Annotated in this window: 20 protein-coding genes; 5 read left to right on the top strand and 15 right to left on the bottom strand. The window is 64.3% G+C overall.

The genetic code is table 11. From position 1 onward, the window contains the following. Positions 1-11 precede the first annotated feature (11 nt). Both kdsA and BLT66_RS14865 read right to left on the bottom strand, forming a co-directional pair. Complete coding sequence (kdsA, locus tag BLT66_RS14870; RefSeq protein ID WP_092758516.1) at positions 12-869, bottom strand: 3-deoxy-8-phosphooctulonate synthase; 858 nt, start codon at positions 867-869, stop codon at positions 12-14. Next, a complete protein-coding gene (locus BLT66_RS14865) occupies positions 866-2515 on the bottom strand; it encodes a CTP synthase (protein WP_092758515.1) in 1650 nt (549 codons plus the stop codon). The genes kdsA and BLT66_RS14865 overlap by 4 nt, the downstream gene beginning before the upstream one ends. Before the next feature lie 99 nt (positions 2516-2614). Here BLT66_RS14865 and coaBC point away from each other — a divergent pair, with 99 nt between their 5' ends. The 4 genes from coaBC to dut are packed head-to-tail and all read left to right on the top strand — an operon-like array spanning position 2615 to position 5386. After that, a complete protein-coding gene (coaBC, locus tag BLT66_RS14860) occupies positions 2615-3862 on the top strand; it encodes a bifunctional phosphopantothenoylcysteine decarboxylase/phosphopantothenate--cysteine ligase CoaBC (RefSeq protein ID WP_092759152.1) in 1248 nt (415 codons plus the stop codon). Then, entirely contained in the window at positions 3862-4053 is a 192-nt protein-coding gene (locus tag BLT66_RS14855; protein ID WP_092758514.1) for a hypothetical protein, read from the top strand. The genes coaBC and BLT66_RS14855 overlap by 1 nt, the downstream gene beginning before the upstream one ends. Positions 4054-4065: 12 nt before the next feature. Next, positions 4066-4917 carry an SPFH domain-containing protein gene (locus tag BLT66_RS14850; RefSeq protein WP_092758513.1) on the top strand — a complete coding sequence of 284 codons (852 nt, stop codon included), beginning with the start codon at positions 4066-4068 and terminating at the stop codon, positions 4915-4917. 22 nt (positions 4918-4939) lie between these two features. Continuing rightward, positions 4940-5386, top strand: coding sequence for a dUTP diphosphatase (gene dut / locus BLT66_RS14845; protein ID WP_092758512.1), 447 nt, complete (start codon positions 4940-4942; stop codon positions 5384-5386). Positions 5387-5391: 5 nt separating this feature from the next. Here dut and BLT66_RS14840 read toward each other — a convergent pair whose 3' ends face one another. The 5 genes from BLT66_RS14840 to BLT66_RS14820 form a co-directional block, all read right to left on the bottom strand. Beyond that, positions 5392-6414, bottom strand: coding sequence for an iron ABC transporter substrate-binding protein (locus tag BLT66_RS14840; RefSeq protein WP_092758511.1), 1023 nt, complete (start codon positions 6412-6414; stop codon positions 5392-5394). Positions 6415-6599: 185 nt separating this feature from the next. Beyond that, positions 6600-7304: an aspartate/glutamate racemase family protein gene (locus BLT66_RS14835; protein ID WP_092758510.1), complete on the bottom strand. Its 705-nt coding sequence runs from the start codon at positions 7302-7304 to the stop codon at positions 6600-6602. Between the two features lie 21 nt (positions 7305-7325). Then, positions 7326-7910, bottom strand: a complete 585-nt coding sequence (locus BLT66_RS14830; RefSeq protein WP_092758509.1) for an MOSC domain-containing protein — start codon at positions 7908-7910, stop codon at positions 7326-7328. A gap of 3 nt (positions 7911-7913) precedes the next feature. Further along, the gene (gene pbpC, locus BLT66_RS14825) at positions 7914-10109 is read right to left on the bottom strand and encodes a penicillin-binding protein 1C (RefSeq protein WP_092758508.1); all 2196 of its coding nucleotides are present in this window, start codon (positions 10107-10109) and stop codon (positions 7914-7916) included. Beyond that, positions 10070-16027, bottom strand: a complete 5958-nt coding sequence (locus BLT66_RS14820) for an alpha-2-macroglobulin family protein (protein ID WP_369821607.1) — start codon at positions 16025-16027, stop codon at positions 10070-10072. Before BLT66_RS14820 ends, pbpC begins: the two co-directional genes overlap by 40 nt. A gap of 214 nt (positions 16028-16241) precedes the next feature. Between BLT66_RS14820 and BLT66_RS14815 the strand changes: the two genes are divergently transcribed. Beyond that, positions 16242-17324: a PA0069 family radical SAM protein gene (locus tag BLT66_RS14815; protein ID WP_092758506.1), complete on the top strand. Its 1083-nt coding sequence runs from the start codon at positions 16242-16244 to the stop codon at positions 17322-17324. Between the two features lie 4 nt (positions 17325-17328). Here BLT66_RS14815 and fghA read toward each other — a convergent pair whose 3' ends face one another. The 8 genes from fghA to BLT66_RS14775 all read right to left on the bottom strand — a co-directional run bounded on the left by fghA (position 17329) and on the right by BLT66_RS14775 (position 26937). Beyond that, positions 17329-18189 carry an S-formylglutathione hydrolase gene (gene fghA / locus BLT66_RS14810; protein ID WP_092758505.1) on the bottom strand — a complete coding sequence of 287 codons (861 nt, stop codon included), beginning with the start codon at positions 18187-18189 and terminating at the stop codon, positions 17329-17331. A gap of 37 nt (positions 18190-18226) precedes the next feature. Further along, positions 18227-19345: an S-(hydroxymethyl)glutathione dehydrogenase/class III alcohol dehydrogenase gene (locus BLT66_RS14805; protein WP_092758504.1), complete on the bottom strand. Its 1119-nt coding sequence runs from the start codon at positions 19343-19345 to the stop codon at positions 18227-18229. Positions 19346-19668: 323 nt separating this feature from the next. Next, positions 19669-20805: a molecular chaperone DnaJ gene (gene dnaJ, locus BLT66_RS14800; protein ID WP_092758503.1), complete on the bottom strand. Its 1137-nt coding sequence runs from the start codon at positions 20803-20805 to the stop codon at positions 19669-19671. Positions 20806-20935: 130 nt separating this feature from the next. Beyond that, the gene (dnaK, locus tag BLT66_RS14795; protein WP_092758502.1) at positions 20936-22888 is read right to left on the bottom strand and encodes a molecular chaperone DnaK; all 1953 of its coding nucleotides are present in this window, start codon (positions 22886-22888) and stop codon (positions 20936-20938) included. 122 nt (positions 22889-23010) lie between these two features. Then, on the bottom strand, positions 23011-23517 hold the full coding sequence (gene grpE, locus BLT66_RS14790) for a nucleotide exchange factor GrpE (RefSeq protein ID WP_255406964.1): 507 nt from the start codon (positions 23515-23517) through the stop codon (positions 23011-23013). Positions 23518-23651: 134 nt separating this feature from the next. Further along, positions 23652-24011 carry an FKBP-type peptidyl-prolyl cis-trans isomerase gene (locus BLT66_RS14785; protein WP_092758500.1) on the bottom strand — a complete coding sequence of 120 codons (360 nt, stop codon included), beginning with the start codon at positions 24009-24011 and terminating at the stop codon, positions 23652-23654. 178 nt (positions 24012-24189) lie between these two features. Further along, on the bottom strand, positions 24190-25371 hold the full coding sequence (locus BLT66_RS14780) for a fumarylacetoacetate hydrolase family protein (protein WP_092758499.1): 1182 nt from the start codon (positions 25369-25371) through the stop codon (positions 24190-24192). A 21-nt stretch (positions 25372-25392) separates the two neighbouring features. Beyond that, positions 25393-26937, bottom strand: a complete 1545-nt coding sequence (locus tag BLT66_RS14775) for a ShlB/FhaC/HecB family hemolysin secretion/activation protein (protein ID WP_176955061.1) — start codon at positions 26935-26937, stop codon at positions 25393-25395. Positions 26938-26967: the final 30 nt, after the last annotated feature.

Here is a 26967-nt window from a genome sequence, read left to right as displayed (position 1 = left end):
GCGCGCCAGGCTCATGCGGAGAAGCTGTTTTCCAGATAGCCGTTTTTCTTGGTCACGCGGTCCAGCGCCACCAGGGTTTCCAGCAGGGCGCGCATGTGCTTCAGGGGCACGGCGTTCGGGCCATCGCTCATGGCCTTGCTCGGGTCCGGGTGGGTTTCCATGAACACACCGGCCACGCCCACGGCGACAGCCGCGCGTGCCAGCACCGGCACCATCTCGCGCTGGCCGCCGCTGCTGGTGCCTTGGCCGCCAGGCAGCTGCACCGAGTGGGTGGCGTCGAACACCACGGGGGCATGGGTTTCGCGCATGATGGCCAGGCTGCGCATGTCGCTGACCAGGTTGTTGTAGCCAAAACTGGCACCGCGTTCGCAGGCCATGAAGTTGTCCTCCAGCAGGCCGACTTCCTTGGCGGCAGCGCGGGCTTTGTCGATCACGTTCTTCATGTCGCCAGGGGCCAGGAACTGGCCCTTCTTGATGTTCACCGGCTTGCCGCTCTGGGCCACGGCACGGATGAAATCGGTCTGGCGGCACAAAAAGGCCGGGGTCTGCAGCACGTCGACGACGCTGGCGACATGGGCGATCTGCGATTCGTCATGGATGTCGGTCAATACCGGCAGGCCGAGCTCGCGCTTCACCTTGGCCAGAATTTCCAGGCCTTTTTCCATGCCCGGGCCGCGGAAGGTGTTGCCGCTGCTGCGGTTCGCCTTGTCGAAGCTGCTCTTGAAGATGAAGGGAATACCGAGTTCGGTGGTGATTTCCTTCAGCGTGCCGGCGGTATCCATCTGCAGTTGCTCGGACTCGATCACGCAGGGGCCGGCGATCAGGAAGAAGGGCTTGTCCAGTCCGATGTCAAATCCACACAGTTTCATTTCTTGGCTCCTTGCTGGTCCAGCGAGGCTTTCACGAAGGCGTTGAACAGCGGATGGCCGTTCCAGGGGGTGGACTTGAACTCGGGGTGGAACTGCACGCCCACAAACCAGGGATGCTGGCTCTGCGGCAGTTCGACCATTTCGGTCAGCTGTTCGCGCTGGGTCAGCGCCGAAATCACCAGGCCGGCTTCGCGCAAGCGGTCCAGGTAGTTGACGTTGGCCTCATACCGGTGCCGGTGCCGCTCGGTGACCACATCGCCATAGATGCTGTGGGCCACCGTGCCGGGGGACACGTCGGAGCTTTGCGCGCCCAGGCGCATGGTGCCGCCCAGATCGGATTTTTCGTCGCGGGTCTTGATGGTGCCGTCGGCGTCTTTCCACTCGGTGATCAGGGCGATCACCGGGTGTGGCGTTTCGGGCTCGAACTCGGTACTGTTCGCATCGTTCAGGCCGGCCACGTGTCGGGCGAATTCGATGGTGGCAACCTGCATGCCCAGGCAGATGCCCAGGTAGGGCACCTTGTGTTCACGCGCAAAACGGGCCGCGCAAATCTTGCCCTCGATGCCGCGCTTGCCGAAGCCGCCTGGCACCAGCACCGCGTCAAAACCGCCGAGGCGGGACACGGTGGCCGGGGTGATGGTTTCGGAGTCGATGTAGTTGATCTTGACCCGCACATGGTTCTTCATGCCAGCGTGGCGCAGGGCTTCGTTCAGCGACTTGTAGCTGTCGCTCAGGTCCACGTACTTGCCGACCATGGCGATATTGACTTCGCCCTTGGGGTGCTCGGTTTCGAACACCAGGTCGTCCCAGCGCTTGAGGTTGGCGGGCGGGGTGTTCAGGCGCAGCTTGTCGCAGATCAGGCCGTCCAGGCCTTGCTCGTGCAGCATGCGCGGCACTTTGTAGATGGTGTCCACGTCCCACATGGAGATCACGCCCCATTCGGCGACGTTGGAGAACAGCGAGATCTTGGAGCGCTCTTCCTGCGGAATCGGGCGGTCGGCGCGGCACAGCAGCACGTCGGCCTGGATGCCGATTTCGCGCAACTGCTTGGCAGTGTGCTGGGTGGGCTTGGTCTTCAGCTCGCCAGCCGCGGCAATCCACGGCAGGTAGCTGAGGTGCACGAAGGCGGTGTTGTTCGGGCCGAGCTTCAGGCTCATCTGGCGCACGGCTTCCAGGAAGGGCAGGGATTCGATGTCGCCCACGGTGCCGCCGACTTCGACAATCGCCACGTCTACCGCATCGGCTTCGCCAAAGCGCGCACCGCGTTTGATGAAGTCCTGGATTTCGTTGGTCACATGCGGAATCACCTGCACGGTCTTGCCCAGGTAGTCGCCGCGGCGCTCTTTGTCGAGCACGCTTTGGTAGATCTGGCCGGTGGTGAAGTTGTTGGCCTTGCGCATGCGCGTTTCGACGAAACGCTCGTAGTGGCCTAAGTCGAGGTCGGTTTCTGCGCCGTCATCGGTGACGAAAACTTCGCCGTGCTGCAGCGGCGACATGGTGCCTGGGTCTACGTTGAGGTAGGGGTCCAGCTTGATGAGGGTGACTTTGAGGCCACGGGATTCGAGGAGGGCTGCAAGAGAGGCTGAAGCGATTCCCTTGCCGAGGGAAGACACGACACCGCCGGTGACGAAGACAAATTTGGTCATCTCAAAGTCGGGACGCAATCCCGAGGAGGTGGAAATGGTGATTATAAGGGCGTGATAAGGGTGGGTATTGGGCTGTTCTGCTCTGCTACATTGCCCGCCATGAACCCCAACACACTTCTTTCTGCGGACGGCGACCTCGCAGGCAAGCACATCGTGCTGGGCCTCACCGGCGGCATCGCCTGCTACAAGTCGGCCGAACTGTGCCGGCTGCTGATCAAGCAGGGCGCTACCGTGCAGGTGGTGATGACCGAGGCGGCCGCGCAGTTCATTACGCCGACCACCATGCAGGCGCTCAGCGGCCGGCCGGTGTACGGATCTCAGTGGGATGCGCGCGAGCCCAACACCATGCCGCACATCAACCTGAGCCGCGAGGCCGATGCGATCCTGATCGCGCCCTGCAGCGCCGACTTCATGGCGCGGCTGGTGCAAGGCCGCTCCGACGAGCTGCTGAGCCTGCTGTGCCTGGCCCGGCCCATCGCCACGGTGCCGCTGTTGATCGCTCCGGCGATGAACCGCGAGATGTGGGTGCACCCCGCGACCCAGCGGAATATGGCGCAGCTGGCCGAGGACGGTGCGACTTTGCTGGGCGTGGGCAACGGCCCGCAGGCCTGCGGCGAAACTGGCGATGGCCGGATGCTGGAGCCGGCCGAGATGGTCGAGGACCTGATCGCCTTCTTCCGCCCCAAATCCCTGGCTGGCCAGCGCCTGCTGGTCACCGCTGGGCCCACCTACGAGGCTATCGACCCGGTGCGCGGCATTACCAATCTGTCCAGCGGCAAGATGGGTTTTGCCATCGCCCGCGCGGCCCGCGAGGCCGGCGCCGAGGTGACCTTGGTGGCCGGTCCGGTGGCTTTGGCCACGCCGCGCGGCGTCACCCGCATCGATGTGAAATCTGCACAAAATATGCTCACAGCGGTGGTGCAGCATGCGCAGGCAGCTACTGTATTTGTAGCAACTGCGGCCGTGGCCGACTGGCGGCCCGCGCAAGCGGCCGAGCAGAAGATCAAGAAAGACGGCTCGGGCGCCACGCCGCAGCTGCAGTTTGTCGAGAACACCGACATCCTGGCCACCGTGGCCCAATCTGCCCGCGCCCTGAGCGGTGCCCTGTATTGCGTAGGTTTCGCCGCCGAGAGCCAGGACCTGCTGGCCAACGCCCAGGCTAAGCGCGCCCGCAAAGGTGTGCCGCTGCTGGTTGGCAACATCGGCCCGGCCACTTTCGGTAAAGACGAAAATGCGCTGTTGCTGGTAGACGCGCTGAGCGCTACCGAGCTCCCCCATGCTTCCAAACTCAGCCTGGCGCGGCAACTGGTTGCCGAAATCGCTGCCCGGCTGGTGGTGCAGCCGTAATGAAGCATCTGGTCATTTTGCTAGGCTTGCTGGTGGTGGGCTATACCGTTTGGCACTTTAGCCAGCCGTTGACGCGGCGCAACGGTGTGCGCTTCATGGCCCGGCACGGCTTGCGTCTGGGCGCCTGCGCGTTGGTTCTGTTGGCGCTATTGGTGCTGGCTTACTTCATTCCATCCATCCATCTCATTTAAATTAAAGCAAAAATGCACTCTTTGCATACCTTGGCCTTATTTTCGGCAACCGCCTTGCTTGGCGGCTGCAGCCAGATCGATACCGGCAATGTGGGGGTCGAGCGCACCCTGGGCAAAGTGGGCACCGAAGCCTTGGTGCCGGGCATCTACTTCACGTTGTTTAAAACGGTGGACGAGTTCACCGCCAAGGAAGTGAGCTTCCAGCTGGAGAACCTGACTCCCAAAAGCCGCGATAACCTGACCATGCGGGACGTGGATCTGGATATCTACTACAAGACTACACCCGCGGCCATTCCGGCGCTGTATGTGAAATACCAGGGTGACGTGGTCCAGCATAAGCAGGTGGTGAAAGACGGTACCAGTGATTTGGTGGTGGCTTATGGCCGGGTACAGCGTGAGGCACGCGAGGCCACCTACAACGCGATCGCCCAGATGGACGCGACCACCATGCACACCCGGCGCACCGAACTGGCCGAATCCGTGCGCACCCATTTGCAGAAAGAGCTGGACGCCAACGACAAGGGCGCCTTTGTGGTGACAGCCGTGAATGTGCGCAACTTGCTGACCGATCCAGCGATTGAATCTGCTATCCGCCAGCGCGCCGAAACCGATCAGGCCATCGAACGCAAGCGCAAGGAAATCGAACTCGCCAAAGCCGAGGCGGAGCGCTTGGTGGTGCAAGCCGAGGGTGAGGCCAAAGCCAATGCGATTGTTTCGGCCAGCTTGACCGACAAGCTGGTGCGCTTGCGCGAGATCGAGGCGGCCAAAGATGCTGCCATCGCCGTGGCTTCCAAGCCCGGCAATACGGTACTGCTGGCCGCCCCAGGCATCACACCGTTGGTGAACACCGGCAACGCCAAGTGACACAAACCTATCTCTCTAGCCTATGAAAATCGACGTCAAAATTCTCGACCCCCGCATGGCAGAGCAGCTGCCTGCCTACGCCACCCCCGGCAGCGCCGGCCTGGACCTGCGCGCCTGCCTGGATGCACCGCTGACCCTGCAGGCCAACGCCTGGCAGCTGGTGCCCACCGGCATCGCCATCCATTTGTGCGACCCCGGCTATGCGGCGCTGATCTTGCCGCGCTCGGGCCTGGGCCACAAGCATGGCATCGTGCTGGGCAATCTGGTCGGCTTGATCGACAGCGACTACCAGGGCCAGCTGATGGTAAGCGCCTGGAACCGCAGCACGGTGTCGTTTACCATCGAACCCATGGAGCGCCTGGCCCAACTGGTGATCGTGCCGGTGGTGCAGGCCCAGTTCAACATCGTCACCGAATTCCCCGCGTCCGAGCGCGGGGAGGGCGGTTACGGCTCTACCGGTACCGCCTAAGCTTCTTACAGCAACCCGGCCTTCAGCATCAGCTCGGTGGTCTTGCCGGTGTTGAGTTTGGACATGTCAACCTTGGGCGCCTGCAGCTCGGCCAGCGGCACCAGGTTGCGGTTCGACTTGGCGTCCACGCCCACGGCATATTCAAACGAGTTGCCGCTGCGCAGAATCTCCTGGCCGCCCTTGCCGGTCAGCCATTTCAGGAAAGCCTGGGCCTGGGCGGGGCGCTTGCTGGAAGCCAGCACGCCGCCGCCCGAGACGCTGACGAACGCGCCTGGGTCCTGGTTCCGGAAGTAGTGCACGCCGACTTTTTCGGTGTTCTCGCCGCCCTTGGACATGTCGCCAAAGTAGTAGTAGTGGTAGATCAGCGCGCCGTCTACCTGGCCGTCATTGGTGGCCTTCATGGCCACGCTGTTGCCGCGGAAGGTGACCACGTTGTCCTTCAGCCCCTTGAGCCAGGCGGCAGTGGCTTCTTCGCCTTTCAGCTGTAGCACGGCGCTGACGATGGCTTGGAAGTCGGCCCCGGCTGGTGCCGCACCAAAGCGGCCTTTCCAGGCCGGATCGGCCAGGTCCATCATCGATTTGGGCAGGGTGTCGCGGGTGAACTTGATCTTGCGGTAGACGAAGACCGTGCTGCGCGCGGCAATGCCGGTCCAGCGGCCGTGGTCGGGGCGGTATTCGGCGGGGATCTGGGCCAGCGTGGCCGGGTCCAGCGGCGCGAACAGCTTGCTGTTGTCCACCAGGGACATGGCGGGCGAGTTTTCGGTCAGGAACACATCGGCGGGCGAGGCTGCGCCTTCTTGCACGATCTGGTTGGCCAGGTCGGCATCTCCGCCATTGCGCACCACCACCTTGATGCCGGTTTCGCGGGTGAAGGCTTCGACCCAGGCCTGCGTCAGGGTGACGTGCTGGGCGTTGTAGATCACCAGGGGCTCGTTGCCGCTCTGGGCTTGTGCGGCCAGGGAAGCAACGCCCAGGCCAAGGGCCAGGACCAGAGAGCGGCGCAGCAGGGAAGGGGAACGGAATGGCATGGGCAGTAAATCCTATGGGGCAGCTGCCAAAAAATCGGCAGGCTAATTTAAACGCGAATAATTTGCATTTGAATTATAGGATGGCGCTGCGCCGGTATCGCCGCCAGGGGTTATGGTTTTGCTGCAATTTCCATAGCTGCTAGCGCAGGTGTTATCTGCGCCAGAGGCCGATTTGGCTTGAAAACTCAGCCTAAGCTGGTTTGCAAGGCCCACTCTGCCGCGCTACGGGCGTGGATGGCCGTGGTGTCGAACAGCGGCACGCTGGCGTCGCTGGCATCGACCAGCAGCGCAATTTCGGTGCAGCCCAGGATGATGGCCTGCGCGCCCTGGGCTACGAGCGCCGCCATGACCTCGCGGTAGGTTTGGCGCGACGCCGGCAGGATCTGGCCCAGGCACAGCTCTTCGTAGATGATGCGGTGCACGCTGTCGCGGCCGGCGGCGTCGGGCACCAGCATGCGCAGGCCGTGGCGGGTCTGCATGCGGTCTTTGTAGAAGTCTTGCTCCATGGTGAAGCGCGTGCCCAGCAGGCCTATGGTCTGCAAGCCGGCGGCCTGGATGGCCGCTGCCGTCGGGTCGGCGATGTGCAGCAGAGGAATGCTGACCTCCGCCTCGATCGCCGGCGCCACCTTGTGCATGGTGTTGGTACACACGACCACGCAGTCGGCCCCGGCCCGCTGCAGTGCGCGCGCCGCATCGGCCAGCAGCGCACCGGCGGCGTCCCAATCACCCGCATGCTGCAGGCGCTCGATCTCAAAGAAGTCGACACTCACCAGCACCAGCTTGGCCGAATGCAGTCCGCCCAGCTTCTCTTTTACGGTTTCGTTGATGGAGCGGTAGTAGGGAACCGTTGACTCCCAGCTCATGCCGCCGATCAGGCCTATGGTTTTCATGGGGCTCCTTGGATGTGATGTTTACCGCAAATGCGGAGTGCGTTTGCCGCCAAAGGCCGCGGCGATGGACAAGGCGCGTGGTCCCGGCTCTAGCGTGAAAGCCTGGCCGGCCTGGATGCTGCCGGGCCGCAGCACCGCCAGATAAAAACCGCAGCAGCCTTGCTGCAGCATGTCGCGCGCGGCGTCGGTATAGCCCATCACCGCGTTGAACTTGAAGCAGGGCTGGCGCGGCTCGGTGACGCGCAGGCTGCAGTCGGGGAAGTGCAGGCTGTCGCCGACCCAGACATCGGTTTCCAGCAGACCCTGCAGGCTCAGGTTTTCGCCGACAAAGCCGGGCGGCAGCGTCTTGTCGAACAGGCTGGCGCCCATGGCTTGCCGACGGGCCTGCCAGAACCCGTAGTGCTCGGCCGGGTAGGCGTAGACGGCTTTGTCCCGCCCGCCGTGCACCCGCAGATCGGCTTGTTCGTCGCCCTCCAAACCCAGCACCCGCAGCGCCACCGAGCCAGCCACGGCCTGCTTGCCGATGGCGCTGAGCACGCGCCGGCCGCCCGCCTGCAAGCGGCGGGCACTGCCGGTGTTGACGCTACAAACTGTGTAGGGAGGCATGGCTTATTTTTGCGCGCTACGCAGCCCGGCGCCGCGCACTTCGAGCCGCACGCTGTCCAGCACCTCGCCGCGCGCATTGCGGATCTGCAGCACATGCCGGCCCGGCCAGGGCAGCCACTGGGCCAACGGGCCGGGAGCGAACAGCTTGCCGTCTATCCACCAGCGCAGGCCGCTGCCTTCGGCCTGCAGGCTGACGCGCTGGTGGGTGGGCGGAATGTCCGGGTCCAGCGCGATGATGGTGCCGCTGGTCGGGCTGGTGATGCGGGCCGTGGTTTCCAAGCTTTTCAGGCCGTTGGCGCTGGTTCCATCAGCGCCAGCGGCTACGGAATGCATAGCAAACTGGGTTTGCTGCGTCCCCTCAATGAACCACTCGCTGCGGGCCGCTTCCTGGCCGCCAAACTGCACCGCGGCCTGCAGCACGCCGGGCGGCGGCGCAGGTGCGCGGCTGGGCTGGCGGCTGTGCAGGAACTGCATGACCGCGACCCAGACGGGCGCTGCTCCTGTCGTGCCGCTCACGTCCCACATCGGCGCGCCGCTGGCGTTGCCAACCCATACGCCCACCGTGTAGGCCTGCGAGTAGCCGACCGCCCAGTTGTCGCGCATGTCCTTGCTGGTGCCGGTTTTTACCGCTGACCAGAAGCGTGTGGCCAGCAGGCTGTCGCTGCCAAAGGTGCGGCTGCGCGCCAGCGGATCGGACAGGATGTCGGTGGCGATGAAGGCGGCGCGCGGGTCCAGTGCGGGACGGAACTGCGGCTTGGCGTTGGGCGTGAAGCTGGTGGGGCTGTAGCGCCCGCCGTTGCCCAGCGCGCGGTAGGCATTGGTGAGGTTCAGCAGCGAGACTTCGGCGCTGCCCAGCGCCAGGCTGTAGCCGTAGTAGCCGCCCGATTCCTTCAACGGCAAGCCCAGTGCCTGCAGCTGGCGGAAGAACGCATCCGGCGACACCATCACCAGGGTGCGCACCGCAGGCACGTTCAGCGAGGCGGCCAGTGCGGTGCGCGTCGACACCCAGCCCTTGAACTGGTGGTCGTAGTTCTGCGGGATGTACAAGCCGCCCGCGGTCTGGATGTGGGTGGGCGTGTCTTCCAGCAGCGAGGCGGCGGTGATGCGGCGCTCGGCGATGGCCTCGGCGTACAGAAATGGTTTGAGCGTGGAGCCAGGCTGGCGCAGCGCCGTCACGCCATCGACTTCGGCCGCCGCGCTCAAGGTGCCCGACGAACCGACCCAGGCCAGCACCTCGCCGCTGGCGTTGTCCAGCACCACGACGGCGCCATCTTCCACATGCCGGCCCTGCAGCTCGCGCAGATGCTGCTGCAGAGTCTGCACCGCAAAGCGTTGCAAGGGCGCGCGCAGGCTGGTGGTGATGCTGCGTGCCGTGCCTTTGGCCAGTTGCCGACCCAGGTGTGGCGCGATGCCTTCGCTGGTGTCAAAGGCGCGGTGCTGCAACGCGGCGGTGGTGAACAGGTCCAGCCCGGCGCAATCGGCCTTCGCCTCGATGGCCTGCAGCACACCGCAAGCGCGTTGCGTGACCTGCGCCAGCTTGGCGTTGGGCGCACGCACCAGCGCGGCGGCCACGGCGGCCTCGCGCGCGTCCAGGCCGTGCGCGGCCTTGCCGAACAAGGTTTGGCTGAGTGCAGCTATACCCACCAGCTCGCCGCGGAACGGCACCAGGTTCAAATAAGCCTCGAGGATCTGGTCCTTGCGCCAGCTGCGTTCAAGCATCTGGGCCGACACGGTCTGGCCGATCTTCTGCACCACGCTGCGCCCGCCGGCGCTGGGCTTCAGGTCCGCGTCCAGCAGGCCGGCCAGCTGCATGGTGATGGTCGACGCACCGCGGGTCTTGGTGTTCCACAAGTTGCCCCAGGCCGCGCTGGACACCGCCTGCCAATCGACGCCGCTGTGTTCGTAAAAGCGCTTGTCTTCGCTCAGCACCAGCGCCGTGCGCAGCGCCGGCGACACATCTGCCAGCGCCACCCACTGGCCGCGCCGCACTGTCGCGTCGGTGCGCAGCCGCTGCAGCAGCTCGCCATGGCGGTCGAGGATCTGGGTGTCGGACGGCTGGTAGCTGGATTTTATGGAGCTAAAAGTGGCTGCAGCGCAGGCGTTACCTACGCTGGTAGCTATTAAAAGCGCAGCAAGCGGGTGGCGACAACCCCCTGGGTTCACTTCGCCGCCTCCACCTTCACCCGCGGATTCGGCCATTCGCCAAACATCTCCGGCGCGTACATGGCTTCCACCCGGCTCGGTGGCAGCGCGAAGTCGCCGACGTTGTTCAGCCGCACGGTGTATTCCACCTTCACCACGCCCTTGGGCAGGTACTCGTAGTAGCTGCGGAAGGATTCGAAGCTGCGCTCCTCGAAGGCCGGCCAGCCGCTGCCGCTGCGCTTTTCGCCCTGGGTGGCGATTTCGGAATCGCGGCCTAACCCGCTGCCGAGGATGGTGGCGCCGCCGGGGATGGGGTCGGTGATGGCAACCCAGGTCATGTCGGCCGAGGCGTTGACTTCCAGGCTGATGCGCAGCACGTCGCCGCGGGTGTACTGGCCTACGGGCAAGGATTTATTGGCCTGCTCCACCGGGGTGATGGTCTTCTTGATCTGGTAGCCGGCGTTGAACGGTGCCTTCAGCACGATCGCGGCCACCGACTGCAGGGTCAACCAGGGTTTGCCGGTGCCTTGCTGGGTCACTGTCAGCGTCTCCTTGGCGGCGGGTTTACTCCAGGGCAGGAACATGCCGTTGTTGCGCAGGTTGCCGGGCGAGGCGGCCGCACCAAACATGGTGGTCTGGTGCGGCGCACCCGCGGTGTCGGTAGGCTTGATGCGCTCGACCTTGCTCCAGTCGACGCTGGTCATGGCCGCGCCGAGGGCGGCCTTGGTGATGCCGGTGACCGGCGTGGCTTCAAACTTGGCGGAGAACTTCTCCAGCGCCAGGCCGCCCCACAGATTGGCGGTGGTGGTGAGCCAGGCGCCGCGTTGCTGGCGGCTGATGAAGCCATTGGCCAGGCGGCCCATGTCGTCCTTCCAGGCCGGGTCGTCCATCACGGCCAGCAGCAGGCGGGCGGTGTTGACGTCGCCGTTCTGCATCAGCCACCACCAGTAGTCGTCCTGCTCGGTGCTGAAGACCATCTTCGTGCCCTGGAAGCTCAGGCGGGAGCGCAGGATTTGCTGGGCCTCGGCCAGGCGCTTGTCGCGTTCGGGCATATCGGCCACGCGCTTGAGGATGTTCAGCCAGTCGATCACCGCGTGGGTGGGCCACTGGTTGGGTGCAATGGTGATGCTGCCCAGCATGCGGGCCTGGGCCTTGCCGTAGCGCGACAGGGCTTCGATGGCGGCCAGTTTGCGCATGTCCAGATCCTTGCGCGGGCTCCAGAAGCTGCGCTGGATACGGCCTTCGACAAAGGCGATCAGGCCGCGCTCCATCGGCGCACGCACCTCGTCGCTCAGCGCGAACGCGGGGTTGATGCCCGATGCCTCGTGGGTGGCCGCCAGCAGATAGGCGGTCAAGGTATCGCTGCCGCGCTCGGCCTCGCCGTCGCGCGGCGGGAAGTAGCTGGCCAGGCCGTCGCTGTCCAGGTAGCTGGGGATTTGTGCAGCCACGGTTTCCCATAGCTTGGCGTCGCGCAGGCCCACGGACTTGCTGGTCTTTTGCTCCAGGCAGGCAAACGGGTAGTTGGCGAACCAGTCGCGCACGCCGGGCAGGCCTTCGGCCAGGGTCGGCTGCATGGACATCTTCAAACCGCCACGGCCGGGCAGGGCGTCGGCGGGCGGGTTCACATCCAATGTGTACGGGCCATCGACCTGCACCAGCGTGGCCTGCTGCACCGTCAGCGGCACGGCGGGGATGATGCGTTGCCGCGCCTTCAGCGCATCGCGGGCGCCGCTGATGCTGTCTTTGGCTTCGATCTCCCAGAGAATGGCTTCGGACCGGACTTGCGCCAGTTGCGCCGGGGCCGTCACGTTCCAGGCGACTTCACGCGCTTCGCCGGCCGGGATGTCCACGGTTTGCGGCTTCAGGTCCAGCAGGGTGGCGCGCGGCGCGACTTCCACCTTCATGGCTTTTTGCGTGGTGTTGCGCAGGGTGATCTGGGCGCGGAACTGGTCGTCTTCGCGCACCAGCGGCGGCAGGCCGCTGATGATCTGCAGGTCCTGCGTGGCGCGGATGCTGGTGGAGCCTGTGCCGAACAGGCCGGTGGACGCATCGGCCACGGCGACGATCTTGAAGGTGGTGAGCGCATCGTTCAGCGGCACGGTGACCGTGGCCTGGCCATTCGCGTCCAGCTGCAGCTTGGGGTTCCAGAGCAGCAGGGTTTCCAGCAGCTCGCGCGCGCCGCTGTGGCCACCACCACCGCCAGCGGGCACGGCTTTGCGGCCGTAGTGGCGCCGGCCGATGATTTCCATCTGCGCAGTGGAGGTTTCCACGCCCCAGGACCGGCGCTGCAGCATGGCGTCGAGCAGGTTCCAGCTGTTGTTGGGCATCAGTTCCAGCAGCGCCTGGTCGACGGCGGCCAGGGCCACCTCGGCGTTGGCGGCGGGCTGGCCGTTGGGCAGCTTGACCTGGACCGTCACCTTGGCCTGGCCGCGCACCGGGTAGCTTTCTTTATCGGCCTTGACGCTCACATCCAGCTGGTGGGCCTTGCTGCCGACGCGTATCTCGGCCACGCCCAGGCGGAAGGCCGGTTTGCTCAGATCGACCAGGGTGGTGGGCGCCACGTATTCGCGGCCCTCGTACCAGAAGCTGGTCCACCATTCGCGCGGCGCCTTGTAGCCCCAGGTGAAGAAGCTGTACCAGGGCACCTCGCGCAGCCGTCCCCGCAGGGCCAGCACGCTCACATACACATTCGGGCCCCAGCCGTCCTGGATCTTCAGCTGGATGGTCGGGTCCTGGCCGTTGAGCTGGACGACTTGGGTTTGCACAATGCCCTCGCGCTCCACCGCCACCAGCGCGGTGGCAAAGCGGAACGGCATGCGCACCTGGAACTTGGCGGTCTCACCGGGCTGGTAGCTCTTCTTCTCAGGCAGCAGGTCCATGCGGTCGTGGTTCTCGCCGCCGAACCACAGCTCGCCCTGCTTGGTCACATAGACCGAAGACGCGGCCTGGATGCGATAGCCCTCGCTGTCTTTGGCGGTGACCACCAGCTCGACTTCACCGGCTTCCTTCAGTGCCGCTTCGCACAGCAGCAGGCCGCGCGCGTCGCTCTTGCCGCTGCACACCGTGCCCAGAGACTTGATGGTGGTCTTGTTGTCGTAGGTATAGAAGCCGCCGACCATGCGCTTGCGGCTGGTGGTGACGATGCGGGCCGTGGCGGTAACCTCCAGCGCTACATCGGCCTTTGGCTTGCCGGCCAGGTCCAGCGCCAGGGCCTGGAACTTCAGCTTCTGGCTGGTCGATACCCAGCCCTCGGTCTTGATGCCGGCGACCACCGAGGCCGGCCACAGGGTTTGCGTGCTGCGGATGGTTTGCACCTCGCCGTTCGGGTCGGAGTAGGTGGCTTCCAGCAGCAGGTCTTGCGGCTGCGGGCGGATGGGCACCTCGTTGACTGTGACCTTGCCGGCACCGTTCTTGTTCAGCGTCAAGGGCAGCTTGTCGGCAATCACGCGGTTGTCCTGGCTGGCTTCGGCCTGCTCTTCGTCGGCCACGGCGGCGTTGGAGTCTGAGTTATCACGCCGGGGCGCGGCGAAGCTGAATTCCTCGAAGTCGCTGTAGCTCAGGTATTTGCCGCGCACCAGGGCCGACACGCGCACCGGCAGATTGGCCGCGCCGCCGCCGGCCACGTAGTTAATCTGCACATCGACCGGCACGCTCTTCACGTTGACCAGGGCTTTCTTGTCGCTGGGCGTGACCCGGCCTTCGAGCACCGGCAGGCGGAACTCCTCCACGCGGAACATGCCGGTGCTGAAGCTGCGCTCATTGCCCGCGCTGTGTAATTCCACGGTGTAGACGCCCAGCTTGGCAGCGGGCGGAATGGACCAGGTGCTTTCGGCACTGCGGCCGCCGGTGGCGGTTTTGCGCCAGGCCAGGTCCTGGGTGTATTGCTGGCCGCTGCCCACGTGGGTGATCAGCAGGGTGTCGGGTGCCGACTGCGGCAGGCCAAAGCCCTTGCTGGTTTCGGTGCGCAGAATGTGCTTCATCGACACGGTTTCGCCGGCGCGCAGCAGGGTGCGGTCGAAGATGGTGTGGGCGCGCTCGTCGGGCCGGGCTTCGCGGCTGGTCGGCAGGTTGAAGCGCCAGGCTTCGATGCCGCGGTTCCAGTCGCTCCAGGTGAAGGCCATGTCGGCCACGCCGTCCTGGCCGGTGCTGCGGGCGCTGACAAAGTAGGCCTGGCGGCTGCTTTCCTCGCCGCTGCAATTGGGCGCCTCGGCGCTGATGCCGCTCAGGTAGGCGATGCCTTGCGCATCGGTGGTGGCGTGGGCGATGGGCTTGCCTCGGCAGTCGGATACCTGCACCTGGGCATTGGCCACGGGCAGGCCTTTGTCCAGGCTGGTAACCCAGGCCAGGGCGTTCTCGCGGCCCAGCTTGAAGTGCACGCCCAGGTTGGTCACCAGGGCCGAGGTGCGAACATACATGGTGCGCTGACCGCCAAAGCGTTCGTCCAGTAGCGAGCTGCCCAGCATCTTGGAGGCGATCTCGACCACGTGGAAGCCGGGCGTCAGCGGAATGCCGACCACCTCGAACGGCCGCGGGTCGTTGCTGGCAGGCTGGGGCAGGTCCAGCGTCTTCACGCCGGGCTGGTCTTGCAGCAGCGACAGCATGCGGCTCTGCACGTAGTTTTTGTCCTCGTCGCCCAGCACCTTGGGCAGGCGGCCTTTGAGCTCGGCGGCGGCCAGCTTGCGCGGCACGTGGTAGCTGTCGTAGCGCTGCACTTTTTCGAACCAGGCAATGATCTCGGCGTCGCTGCGTGGCTGCAGGTCGCTGACCTTGCCGGCTGATTTGACTGCTTCGGGGTTCAGCCCGGAGATCGCCAGCTTGGCCTCCACATTGCGCAGCGTGACTGGCAGCAGCGCCACCCCATTCGGTTCGGCAAAGCGCTCGACGATGCCGAACGGCGCGGCGGCGAACTTGGCCAGCGGCGGCCGGCTGCCGGTGGCCACCTGCAGGGGGAAGCTGCTGGCATTGCTCAGCGGCCGGTTGGAGGCGTCTTTGAAGTCGCTGGGCAGGGTCAGGCTGAACTTGGTGAGTTCTTCGAACGGGCTTTTGAAGCTCAGGCTGCTGAGCACCGCGTCGGCGTCGCTGCTTTCCTCTTCAAACGTGGGCTGCAGCGTGTCTTTGCCGGATTTCAGGCGTATGCCTTCCAGCAGCTTGCGGGCCACGGGCGCGTTGAATGTCAGGCGCATCGGCTGGATCGGCAGGCAGGCGCTTTGGGCGTTTTCGCGTTCGCAGCTGAAGCTGGCTTCGAACGGCGGGCGCACTTCAAAGCCGAAGCGTTTTTCCACCATATTGGGGACGCCGCTGGGCGTGGCCACGCCTTTGCCGTAGACCAGCTGCACTTTGGCCGACGGCGGCAGGCGGCGGTTGCAGGCCAGGGTGGCGAAGCGCAGCGGTGCGGCGGCCGCGGCTTTGTCCAGGCCGTGGGCCTTCAGCAATTCAGTGCGGTCCTTGCCGGTGATGGCGCGCACTGCGACCTTCTCGCCCAGGCCGTCTACCGCGCACCACAGGTTGGCCTGCAGGCTGGCCGGCGTGGCGTCGCCGTTGAGCTGCAGGGTGAAGTATTGCTCTTCGTCGATCTGGCTGCCGCTGGACGGGCGGATGTTCTGCACAAACGGCCCGCCGCTATTGAACTTGTAGCTGGTAGCGCCCGCCAAATATGCGCTAGATGCCGATTTGACATCAGGCCGTGGCTGCAAGGTGCAGCGTATGCCTGGGGGTAAATCGTTGGCAAATTCAAACGCCCATTCGCGGTCGCTGGTCCAGCGGCCCGTGCCCTGGCTGGCCTGCGCGTCGTTGCACTGCAGGCTGGCGGGCGCCGGTGCTTTGGGGTCGCCAAAGTTGACCGCGCTGCTGTCGAACTGCACCACCAGCTGGCGGACGCGGGCCACCTCGCCCTGCGGCGACACGCGGATGATTTGCGCGGCCTGGGCCAGGCTGGCGGAGGCTGCAATGCAGCAGGCGATGGCGAATTTTTGGATGTTCAAGCGATTCCCTCATATGCCTCTTGTTGGGCGCCGCTAGGGTAGCCGAAAAAAAAGACGCCCACGCGGACCGCGGGTGGACGCAGCGGGGGCTTGAAGTTTGGAATTTACTGTATAAAATTACAGTAATTGGTGAATTCCTGTTTTGATAGCAGCTTGCGCAGGTTCTATCAGCGCCAGAGGCCGATTTGATCCTTATTTTGCCCACGCCATGCCCCACACCATCGTCCCCATCCACGCCATCAAAGGCCGTGGCACGGCCACGCACCTGGCGCACCGCTTCACGTCGCAGGAGCGGGATGCGTTCGACGATGGCTGGGGCACGCTGCAAGACGCCGAGCCCAGGGCGCCGCTGGCCACCGAGGTCACGTTTGAAGACGCGCGCAGCGCCATCACCCGCAACGACTCGCCCGACATCTACTTCGACTACGGACTCAATCCCTACCGGGGCTGCGAGCACGGTTGCGTGTATTGCTATGCCCGGCCCACGCACAGCTACCTGAATCTGTCGCCGGGGCTGGACTTTGAGACCCGCATCATCGCCAAGCGCAACCTGTCTGAGGTGCTGGCGCGCGAGCTGGCGGCCAAGAGCTATGTGCCGCAGATGATCGCTCTGGGCACGGTGACCGACGGCTACCAGCCGGTGGAGCGCGAGCTGCGCCTGACCCGTGGCGCGCTGGAAGTGCTGCAGCGCTGCCACCATCCGGTCGGCCTGGTGACCAAGGGCAGCGGGGTGGAGCGCGATCTGGACCTGCTGGCGCGGATGGCCGAGCGCCAACTGGCGGTGGTCTATGTGACCATCACCACCCTGGACGGCGCACTGGCCCGCACCCTGGAGCCACGGGCCGCGGCACCGTATCGCCGGCTACGCACCATCCGCGCGCTGGCCGATGCCGGCGTGCCGGTGGGGGTCAGCGTGGGGCCGCAGATTCCGTTCATCAACGACGATATGGAGCAGGTGCTGGCCGCCGCTTTTGATGCCGGCGCGCGGACCGCGTTCTACACCGTGCTGCGCCTGCCCTGGGAGGTGCGGCCGCTGTTCCGTGAATGGCTGCAGCTGCACTACCCGCAGCGCGCAGAGCGGGTGATGGCGCGCATCCAGGACATGCGCGGCGGCAAGGACTACAACGCCGACTTCGCGACCCGCATGAAGGGCAGCGGCCTGTGGGCCGAGCTGCTGCGCCAGCGCTTCCACAAGACCTGCGCCAAGCTGGGCTTGAACCGCGAGCGGGTCGAGCTGGATGTGGCGCAGTTCCGGCCGGGCCTGCTGTCCGGCCAGTCCAGTCTGTTCTGAACGTTTAGTTGCCTTGCAGTGCCTGGCTGTGGAAGGCGATGTGCTCGGCCATGAAGGTGGCGATGAAGTAGTAGCCGTGGTCGTAGCCCATGTGCCGGCGCAGGACCAGCGGCTGGTCCACGGCCTGGCAGGCGGCTTCGAAGATATGCGGGTTCAGCTGGGCGGCCAGGAATTTGTCGGCCAGGCCCTGGTCGATCAGGATGCCGCCGGGGTAGGGCGCCGAGGTCTTGGCGGCCATCAGGAACACCGCGTCGTGCTTAGGCCAATCGGTGTTGTCGGCGCCCAGGTAGCCGCTGAAGGCTTTTTGGCCCCAGGCGCACTGGGTGGGCGCGCAGATCGGCGCAAACGCCGATACCGACTTGAACATACCCGGATGCTTGAGCGCCAGGGTCAGCGCGCCGTGCCCGCCCATGGAGTGGCCGAAGATGCCGATGCGCTGCGGGTCTATCGGCAGCTCGGCGGCGATGGCCGGCAGCAGCTCCTTGGTCAGGTAGCTTTCCATGCGGTAGTGCTTGGACCAGGGGGCCTCGGTGGCGTCGATGTAGAAGCTGGCGGCCAGGCCGAAGTCCCAGTCGTCGGTTTCGCCCGGCACATTCGCGCCGCGCGGGCTGGTGTCGGGCGCAATCAAGGCCAGGCCATGCTGGGCCGCGTATTGCTGGGCGCCAGCCTTGGTCATGAAGGTTTCTTCGTTGCAGGTCAGCCCCGCCAGGTACAGCAGGGCCGGCACGCGACCGTGGTTGGCCTGCGGCGGCAGGTAGACCGAGAACTTCATCGGCAAGCCGATCTCGCGCGAGTCGTGCTGGTAGAAGCTTTGCACACCGCCAAAACAGCCGTGCTCGGAGAGGGTTTTCAAGGGTTCGGTCATACAGCCAATCAAAGAAATAGGAAGGGAGGGCGGGGTGCTAGAACAGCACCACACCGCGGATGGATTCACCGCGCTTCATCAAGTCAAAGCCCTTGTTGATGTCCTCCAGCGGCATGGTGTGGGTGATCAGCGGGTCGATGCTGATCTTGCCCTCCATGTACCAGTCAACGATCTTGGGTACGTCGGTGCGGCCGCGTGCGCCGCCAAAGGCCGAGCCTTCCCATTTGCGGCCGGTGACCAGCTGGAACGGGCGGGTGGATATCTCAGCACCGGCTTCGGCCACGCCGATGATGATGCTGCGGCCCCAGCCCTTGTGGGTGCATTCCAGCGCCTGGCGCATGACCTTGGTGTTGCCTATGCATTCAAAGCTGTAGTCGGCGCCGCCATCGGTCAACTGGACAATCGCGTCGACGATGTTGCCGCCAGCGGCTTCGATGTCCTTGGGGTTGAGGAAATGGGTCATGCCGAAGCTGCGGGCCATGGCTTCGCGGGCCGGGTTCAGGTCCACACCGATGATCTTGTCGGCCCCCACCATCTTGGCGCCCTGGATCACATTCAGGCCGATGCCGCCGAGTCCGAAGACGACCACATTGGCACCAGCTTCGACCTTGGCGGTGAACAGCACGGCGCCGATGCCGGTGGTGACGCCGCAGCCGATGTAGCAGACCTTGTCGAACGGGGCGTCCTTGCGGATCTTGGCCAGGGAGATCTCGGGCGCCACGGTGTAGTTGCTGAAGGTACTGGTGCCCATGTAGTGGAAGATGGGCTGGCCGCCCAGGCTGAAGCGGCTGGTGGCGTCGGGCATCAGGCCCTTGCCCTGGGTGCCGCGGATCAGCTGGCACAGGTTGGTCTTGCGGCTGAGGCAGAACTTGCACTGCCGGCATTCGGGGGTGTAGAGGGGGATGACGTGGTCGCCCTTCTGCAATGTCGTCACGCCGGGGCCGACATCGACCACGATGCCCGCGCCTTCATGGCCGAGGATGGCGGGGAAGATGCCTTCGGGGTCGGCACCGCTCAAGGTGTAGTAGTCGGTGTGGCAGATGCCGGTGGCTTTGATTTCGACCAGCACTTCGCCGAACTTCGGGCCTTCCAGGTCCACGGTTTCTATGGTCAGGGGGGAGCCGGCTTTCCAGGCGACTGCGGCTTTGGTTTTCATGGCGGTGTCCTTGCGCTGGCAAAAGTTCAACTATAAGCCGCTACCGCCCGTTGGCCACCTGTCCATCCTGCAATTTTTATAACAAATAGGCTGGTAGCGCAGGTAGATCATGCGCCAGCAGCTATCAACACAATAGCAAAGGCGAGAGCAGCCGCAAACGGAAAAGCCCCCGGTTGTAACGCCGGGGGCTAGGAGTGCAGAAGGTGCGAGCTGACAGTTCCAGGAATGCCGTGGAACCGGCTTTGCCGGGCCACTGGCATTGCCCCCTGCAAGGGGGTTGGCGCTGCCACACGCAGTGGGCAAGCCTGGGGGTGTTCAAAGTGCTATGCGTTGAAGAACTTCTTCAGCTTGTCGGTCCAGCTGTCGCCGGAGGGCGAATGCTTGCCGCCGCCCTTCTTGAACGACTCTTCCAGCTCGCGCAGCAGCTTGCGCTGGTGCTCGGTGAGCTTGACCGGCGTTTCCACCGTGATGTGGCAGTACAGGTCGCCGGGCGAGCTGTCGCGCACGCCCTTGATGCCCTTGCCGCGCAGGCGGAACTGCTTGCCGGCTTGCGTGCCTTCGGGGATGTCGATGGCGGCCTTGCCGGCCAGCGTTGGCACTTCGATCTCGCCACCCAGGGCCGCGGTGATGAAGCTCACCGGTACCGAGCAATGCAGGTCGCCGCCGTCGCGCTCAAAGATGTCGTGCTTCTTGGTGCGGATCTCGATATACAGGTCGCCCGAGGGGCCGCCGTTCGAGCCCGGCTCGCCATTGCCGACGCTGCGGATGCGCATGCCGTCATCGATGCCGGCGGGGATCTTCACTTCCAGCGTCTTTTGCTTCTTCAGCTTGCCCTGGCCGCTGCAGACCGTGCAGGGCTCGGGGATCACCTTGCCGGTGCCGCGGCAGGTGGGGCAGGTTTGCTGCACGCTGAAGAAACCCTGGCGCATCTGCACCGTGCCCTGGCCTGCGCAGGTGCCGCAGGTCTTGGCCTGGGTGCCAGGCTTGGCGCCGCTGCCATGGCAGGTGTCGCAGGCTTCCCAGGTGGGGATGCGGATCTGCGCTTCCTTGCCGCGGGCAGCTTCTTCCAGGGTGATTTCCATGGCGTAGCTCAGGTCGCTGCCGCGGAACACCTGGCGGCCGCCGCGGCCACCGCCCCGGCTCTGGCCGAACATGTCGCCAAAAATATCGCCAAAGGCTTCGGCAAAGCCGCCAAAGCCTTCTGCGCCCGGGCCGCCACGCATGTTCGGGTCGACGCCGGCAAAGCCGTGCTGGTCGTAGGCCGCGCGTTTCTGCGCGTCGCTCAGCATCTCGTAAGCCTCTTTGGCTTCCTTGAACTTCTCTTCCGCGACAGCGCCTGCATCACCCTGGTTGCGGTCGGGGTGGTGCTTCATCGCCAGCTTGCGATAGGCCTTCTTGATTTCTTCGTCGGAAGCGTTCTTGGGAACGCCCAGGGTTTCGTAGTAGTCTTTTTTGCTCATTCTGCAATTACTTTCTCAATACAGCGATCCGGGATGAGCCACATCAGCGCCAGTACGCAAAAAGCCGCGTCGAAACCCGGTGAGGGGCATTCGAACGCGGCGCGGGTCCAGTGGAGTGAACTCCGCGGGATTAACCCTTCTTGACCTCTTTCACTTCCGCGTCGACGACGTTGTCGTCGGCAGCGGGCTTGGCTTCGGCAGCGGCTTCAGCACCACCGGCGGCTGCGCCGGCAGAGGCTTCTTCAGCAGCTTGCTTGGCTTGCATGTCGGCGTACATTTTTTCGCCCAGCTTCTGGCTGACGGTCATCAAGGCGGTGTTCTTTTCGTCGATCGCGGCCTTGTCGTCACCCTTCAGCGCTTCTTCCAGCGACTTGATAGCGGCTTCGATGCTGTCTTTTTCGGACGCTTCGATCTTGTCGCCGTATTCGGTCAGGCTCTTCTTCACGCTGTGCACGCTGGCTTCGCCCTGGTTACGGGCTTGCACCAGTTCCAGCTTCTTCTTGTCGTCGGCGGCGTTCAGCTCGGCGTCTTTCACCATTTGCTGGATTTCGGCTTCCGACAGGCCGGAGTTGGCCTTGATGGTGACCTTGTTTTCCTTGCCCGTGCCCTTGTCCTTGGCGCCGACGTGCAGGATGCCGTTGGCGTCGATGTCGAACGACACTTCGATCTGCGGCGTGCCACGGGCTGCGGGTGGGATGCCTTCGAGGTTGAACTCACCCAGCAGCTTGTTCACATTGGCGATCTCGCGTTCGCCCTGGAACACCTTGATGGTCACGGCCGGCTGGTTGTCGTCGGCGGTGGAGAAGGTTTGTGCAAACTTGGTCGGGATGGTCGTGTTCTTGTTGATCATCTTGGTCATCACGCCGCCCAGGGTTTCGATACCCAGGGAGAGAGGCGTCACGTCCAGCAGCAGCACGTCCTTGCGGTCGCCCGACAACACTTGACCTTGGATCGCAGCGCCCACGGCCACGGCTTCGTCAGGGTTCACGTCCTTGCGGGGTTCGCGGCCGAAGAATTCCTTGACCTTGTCCTGCACCTTGGGCATGCGGGTCATACCGCCAACCAAGATCACGTCATGGATGTCGGACACCGACACGCCAGCGTCCTTGATCGCCAGGCGGCAAGGGGCAATGGTGCGTTCGATCAGCTCTTCCACCAGGGCTTCGAGCTTGGCGCGGCTGAGCTTGATGTTCAGATGCTTTGGGCCGGAAGCGTCGGCGGTCACGTAGGGCAGGTTGATGTCGGTGGCAGCGCCGTTCGACAGTTCGATCTTGGCCTTTTCAGCGGCTTCCTTCAGGCGCTGCAGGGCCAGAACGTCTTTGGACAGGTCAACGCCGGATTCTTTCTTGAACTCGGTGATGATGAAGTCGATGATGCGCTGGTCGAAATCTTCGCCGCCCAGGAAGGTGTCGCCGTTGGTGGACAGCACTTCGAATTGCTTTTCGCCATCGACATCGGCGATTTCGATGATGGAGATGTCGAAGGTACCGCCGCCCAAGTCATACACGGCGATCTTGCGGTCGCCCTTTTCTTGCTTGTCCAGGCCGAAGGCCAGGGCTGCAGCGGTAGGTTCGTTGATGATGCGCTTGACTTCCAGGCCGGCAATGCGGCCAGCGTCCTTGGTGGCCTGGCGCTGTGCGTCGTTGAAGTACGCAGGCACGGTGATCACAGCTTCGGTGACCGGCTCGCCCAGGTAGTCTTCAGCGGTCTTCTTCATCTTGCGCAGAATGTCGGCGCTGACCTGCTGTGCCGACATCTTGGTGCCGCGCACTTCGACCCAGGCGTCGCCGTTGTCGGCTGCCACGATCTTGTAAGGCATCAGATCGATGTCTTTTTGGACTTCTTTTTCCGAGAACTTGCGGCCGATCAAACGCTTGACGGCGTACAGCGTGTTCTTCGGGTTGGTCACAGCCTGGCGCTTGGCGGACGCGCCAACCAGCACTTCGCCGTCTTCCTGGTAAGCCACGATGGACGGTGTGGTGCGCGCGCCTTCGGAGTTTTCAATGACGCGGGGCACATTGCCTTCCATGATGGAGACGCAGCTGTTGGTGGTGCCCAAGTCAATACCAATGATTCTTCCCATGATTGCTTCCTTCGATTTATGTGAGTGGAGCGGGTTTTTGCCAGTTCGTGCTGCAAAAACCCTTGTGTAGCTAACGTGTGGATAACTTTCGCCACTTCAAGAGTGGGGTTACCGCTTTTTGTTTATTTAGGTGCAGTAACGGTAACCAAAGCCGGGCGCAGCACGCGGTCGGCGATCAAATAGCCTTTTTGCAGCACGCTGACCACGGTATTGGCTTCTTGTTCGGCCGGTACCACGCTGATGGCCTGGTGCTGGTGCGGGTCGAACTTGGTGCCGGCGGGGGGCGCGATTTCGATCACCTTGTTGCGTTCCAGCGCGCTTTTCAGCTGGCGCAGGGTGGCTTCGGCGCCTTCGCGGATCTGGGCGGGCGTGCCATCCTTGATCGCCAGGCCGGCTTCCAGGCTGTCGGCCACGGGCAGCAGGCTTTCGGCAAAGCTTTCCAGGCTGAACTTACGGGCCTTGGCGATGTCTTCCTCGGCGCGGCGGCGGGCGTTTTCGGCATCGGCCTTGGCGCGCAGGAACTGGTCGGCCAGATCGGCACTTTTGGCTTTCAACGCAGCCAACTCGGCCTGGGCTTGGGCCAGGGCTTCCGCATCGCTGGCAGCGGGCTGCTCGTCGGTGGGGGCCATGCTGTCCAGCGGGTTGTGGTCGGGATTGGGATTGATATCAGACATGCTTGGTAAAGAAATGGAATAAACCAGCCACACAGACTGGGGGCTAAGCCGCTCTTTGCAAGGGCTTGGCCTCCCAAAAAAACCGGAATTTAGCCCTTGATGGCCAGCAATTCAACGTCGAACTTCAGCGTGGCGTTCGGTGGGATTACGCCACCGGCGCCGCGGGCGCCATAGCCCAGGGCCGCGGGGATGATCAGGGTGCGGGCGCCACCGATCTGCATGCCGGCCACGCCTTCGTCCCAGCCCTTGATGACCATGCCGGCACCCAGGGAGAACACGAACGGGTCCTTGCGGTCCTTGCTGGAGTCGAACTTGGCGCCTTGCACGCCGTCGTTGTACAGCCAGCCGGTGTAGTGCACGGTCACGCTCTTGCCCTTGGTGGCGACGTCGCCCGAGCCCTGGATGGTGTCTTCAAACTGCAGGCCGGAGGCGGTGGTGGTGAATGCCATGTGAAATCCTTGAAAGTGTTGCTGTCATGCCCACGCAGCGCCTGGGCGGCAGGCCTGTGGCCCGCCACTCTGGCGCCGCGTAGCTTGTTTGCTATGGAAGTAATAGCTGCTGTCGCACAGTAGACGTGCGCAGCAGCCCTAAAAGACCCCGAATTATGCCAGCAGCCCGCAGGGGTATTCAGGCTGATGCGCGATTGCGCCGCGCCAGGTCGTGCAGCAGCGCGCTGATGCCGTAGGTCCAGGGGGCCACCTGGTCGCAGGTATTGACCCGGTTGACCAGCTGCCCCAGCTGGGCCGTGGCCACTGTCACCATATCGCCCACCACATGGGTGAAGCCTTGGCCCGGGCCGTGCCGGTCTTGCGTGGGGGCGAACATGGTGCCCAGGAACAGCATCAGGCCGTCGGGATATTGGTGGTTAGGGCCAATCGCCTGGGCCACCAGGTCCAATGGGTCGCGGCTGATCTTGCTGAGGCTGCTGGCGCCTTGCATCACAAAGCCATCGCTTTCGCCGGCCACCTGCATCGCCAGATCGCAGCGGCGCACCTCGTTGATGCCGAAATCCGCATCGAACAGGCGGATGAACGGGCCGATCGCGCAGGACGCGTTGTTGTCCTTGGCCTTGCCCAGCAACAGCGCGCTACGCCCCTCAAAGTCGCGCAGGTTCACGTCGTTGCCCAGCGCCGCACCCACCGTTTCACCGCGGCTGTTGACGGCCAGCACGACTTCGGGTTCGGGGTTGTTCCAGGCGCTGCCCGGGTGGATACCGACCTCGGCGCCGACGCCGACGGCGCTCAGCACCTGCGATTTGGTGAAGATTTCGGCGTCCGGCCCGATACCGACCTCCAGGTACTGCGACCACATGCCCTGGGCCAGCAGCACCTCTTTGAGCTGGGCGGCGGCCGGCGAGCCGGGCTGAACGCTGCCCAGGTTGTCGCCAATCACCGCCACCACCGCTTGGCGTACGGCCAGTGCCTTGCTGGCGTCGCCGCGGGCCTGTTCCTCGATCACCCGCTCCAGCATGCTGGCCACAAAGGTCACGCCCGCCGCCTTCAGCGCCTGCAGATCGCAGGGCGCCAGCAGCCAGGGCAGGGCCGGGTCGCGTGCGCCGTAGGCCGAATTGGCCAGTACGGCGGCGGTATCGGCCAGCCGTGGGCCAGGCTGGGCACGCACCCGGGCGGCCACATCGGGCAGCTCCAGCAGCTGGCTGACGGTGGCGGCCAGGTGTTCCAGGCTGTAAATGCCGTCGGCCTGCACCCGCACCAGCACCGGGCCCGTGCCTTCTATCCAGATGCGGCCGACCAGCAGCGCCTGGCTGTGGTCGGCGGGGAGTACGGAGGCGAGGGTCAAGTGCTGCTGCATGGAAATCCTGAGAAAAGTTGGTTAGAAAGCCCAGCGGCCTTGAATCCAGGCGCGAGGGGATTTGTCGTGTTCGGACTGGGCCGGACCTGTGCGCGGCCAGGCCAGCCAGGCTTGCCAGTCCACTGCCTTGTAACTGCCGCGCAAACCGAGCCCTGCGCCTTCTAGTCGGCGGTGGTTGGCACCGGACAGGAAGGGGCTTTTGCTGATACGCACGCTTCCAGTATCCCAAAACACGCTGGGTATGAACATGGGTGTGATCGCGTAGCGCAGTTCCACCTGCGACAGCCAGCCCTGGTCGCCCGTGGCTTCGCCGGATGGGTAGGCGCGTACGCCGCCAGGGCCGCCGATGGCCAGCTTGTCGTAGGAGTCCAGATTCTGGGATGCCAGTTGCCCGTGTAGGCGGAGGTACGCTTCCCATTGAGGGGTTAAGCGTTGGGTGCGTTGCAGTTCCAGGCCCAGGGTGCTGTACCGTCCGGCGGTCTGGGCGCTGGCTGCGTCAATGGCCCGCGAAACATCGCTGTCGAGGCGGAGGTTTCCGGTGCCCAGTTGCAGGGCCAGCAGATTGCTGCCGTCCAGACGATCGAGTTGGCTGAGCGTGAGGTCCAGGCTCCAATGCTGCGCGTGCTTGTCGATGGTGGTTTGGGTCGCATTGACCTTGTCTTGCAAGGCACGGCTTTCGGCACTGATCTGCCCCACCAGATTGAGCTCAGGGCTGCGTACCAAGGCATAGCTGGCGCGGACCGTCGCGGCTTTGACGCTACCCGTGGCATCCAGCTGGGCAAAGTCGGAGCCCAATCGGTATTGGGTGCGGATGATGCTGGCGCCCAGTGTCAAACCGTCAATACCCAGGGGCATCTGTGCCGAGAGATGGCCGAAAAAGAGGGCTGATTGGCTGCTCAGCAAATGCAGGCCGAATTGTTCGCCGTAGCCGAAGGGATTGTTCAGCGCGAACTTGCCACCGTAGCGCACGCGGCCCAGGTATTGGGAGCCGTGGTTGTCGCTCTCCAGGCGGCCCGTCAGCAGCGGGGAATTCTGCGCGTTGAGGTGTAGTTCGGTGAGTCCCGTGGCCGATCCTGGCGCCAACTCGGCCTGGGACTCGATGCCCGGCAGGTCGGAGAGCAGGAGCACGGCCCGGTCGAGCTGGTACATGTTGATGGGCGCGTTGCGCTGGATGTGGGCCAGCCGGGCTTCCAGCACATCGGTACGCAGCCGGCTCTGGTTGTCGATGCGAATTTCGGACAACGCGCCTTCTGCAACGCGTACTTCAAGCTCGCCATTTTGTATGGCCTGGGGTGGCAGGTAGGCCCGTGCGAGAGTCCAGCCATTCGCGCCGTAGAACGCATTGATGCGTTCTACGGCGCGATTGAGTTCGGTGAGGGTGTGTTCGCTGCCATTCAGCGGGCTGACCAGCGCCTCCAGTGTGGCAGCGGGGAACAGCGTGGCACCTGTTACGTGGATCTGCCGGACGGGGATTTTTTTCTCCAGGCTGGGGGGCATGAGCGATGCGCGGGTGTCCACCTGGTCCAGGGGCGTCTGTGCCAGCGCCGGTGCTAACAAGCCCCACAAAACTGCTGCAAGTGTGTGTGCTCGTACTGC

Source organism: Rhodoferax sp. OV413 (genome assembly GCF_900104385.1).
Lineage (GTDB): Bacteria > Pseudomonadota > Gammaproteobacteria > Burkholderiales > Burkholderiaceae_C > Rhodoferax_B.
This window is presented reverse-complemented; position numbering and strand designations above follow the sequence as displayed.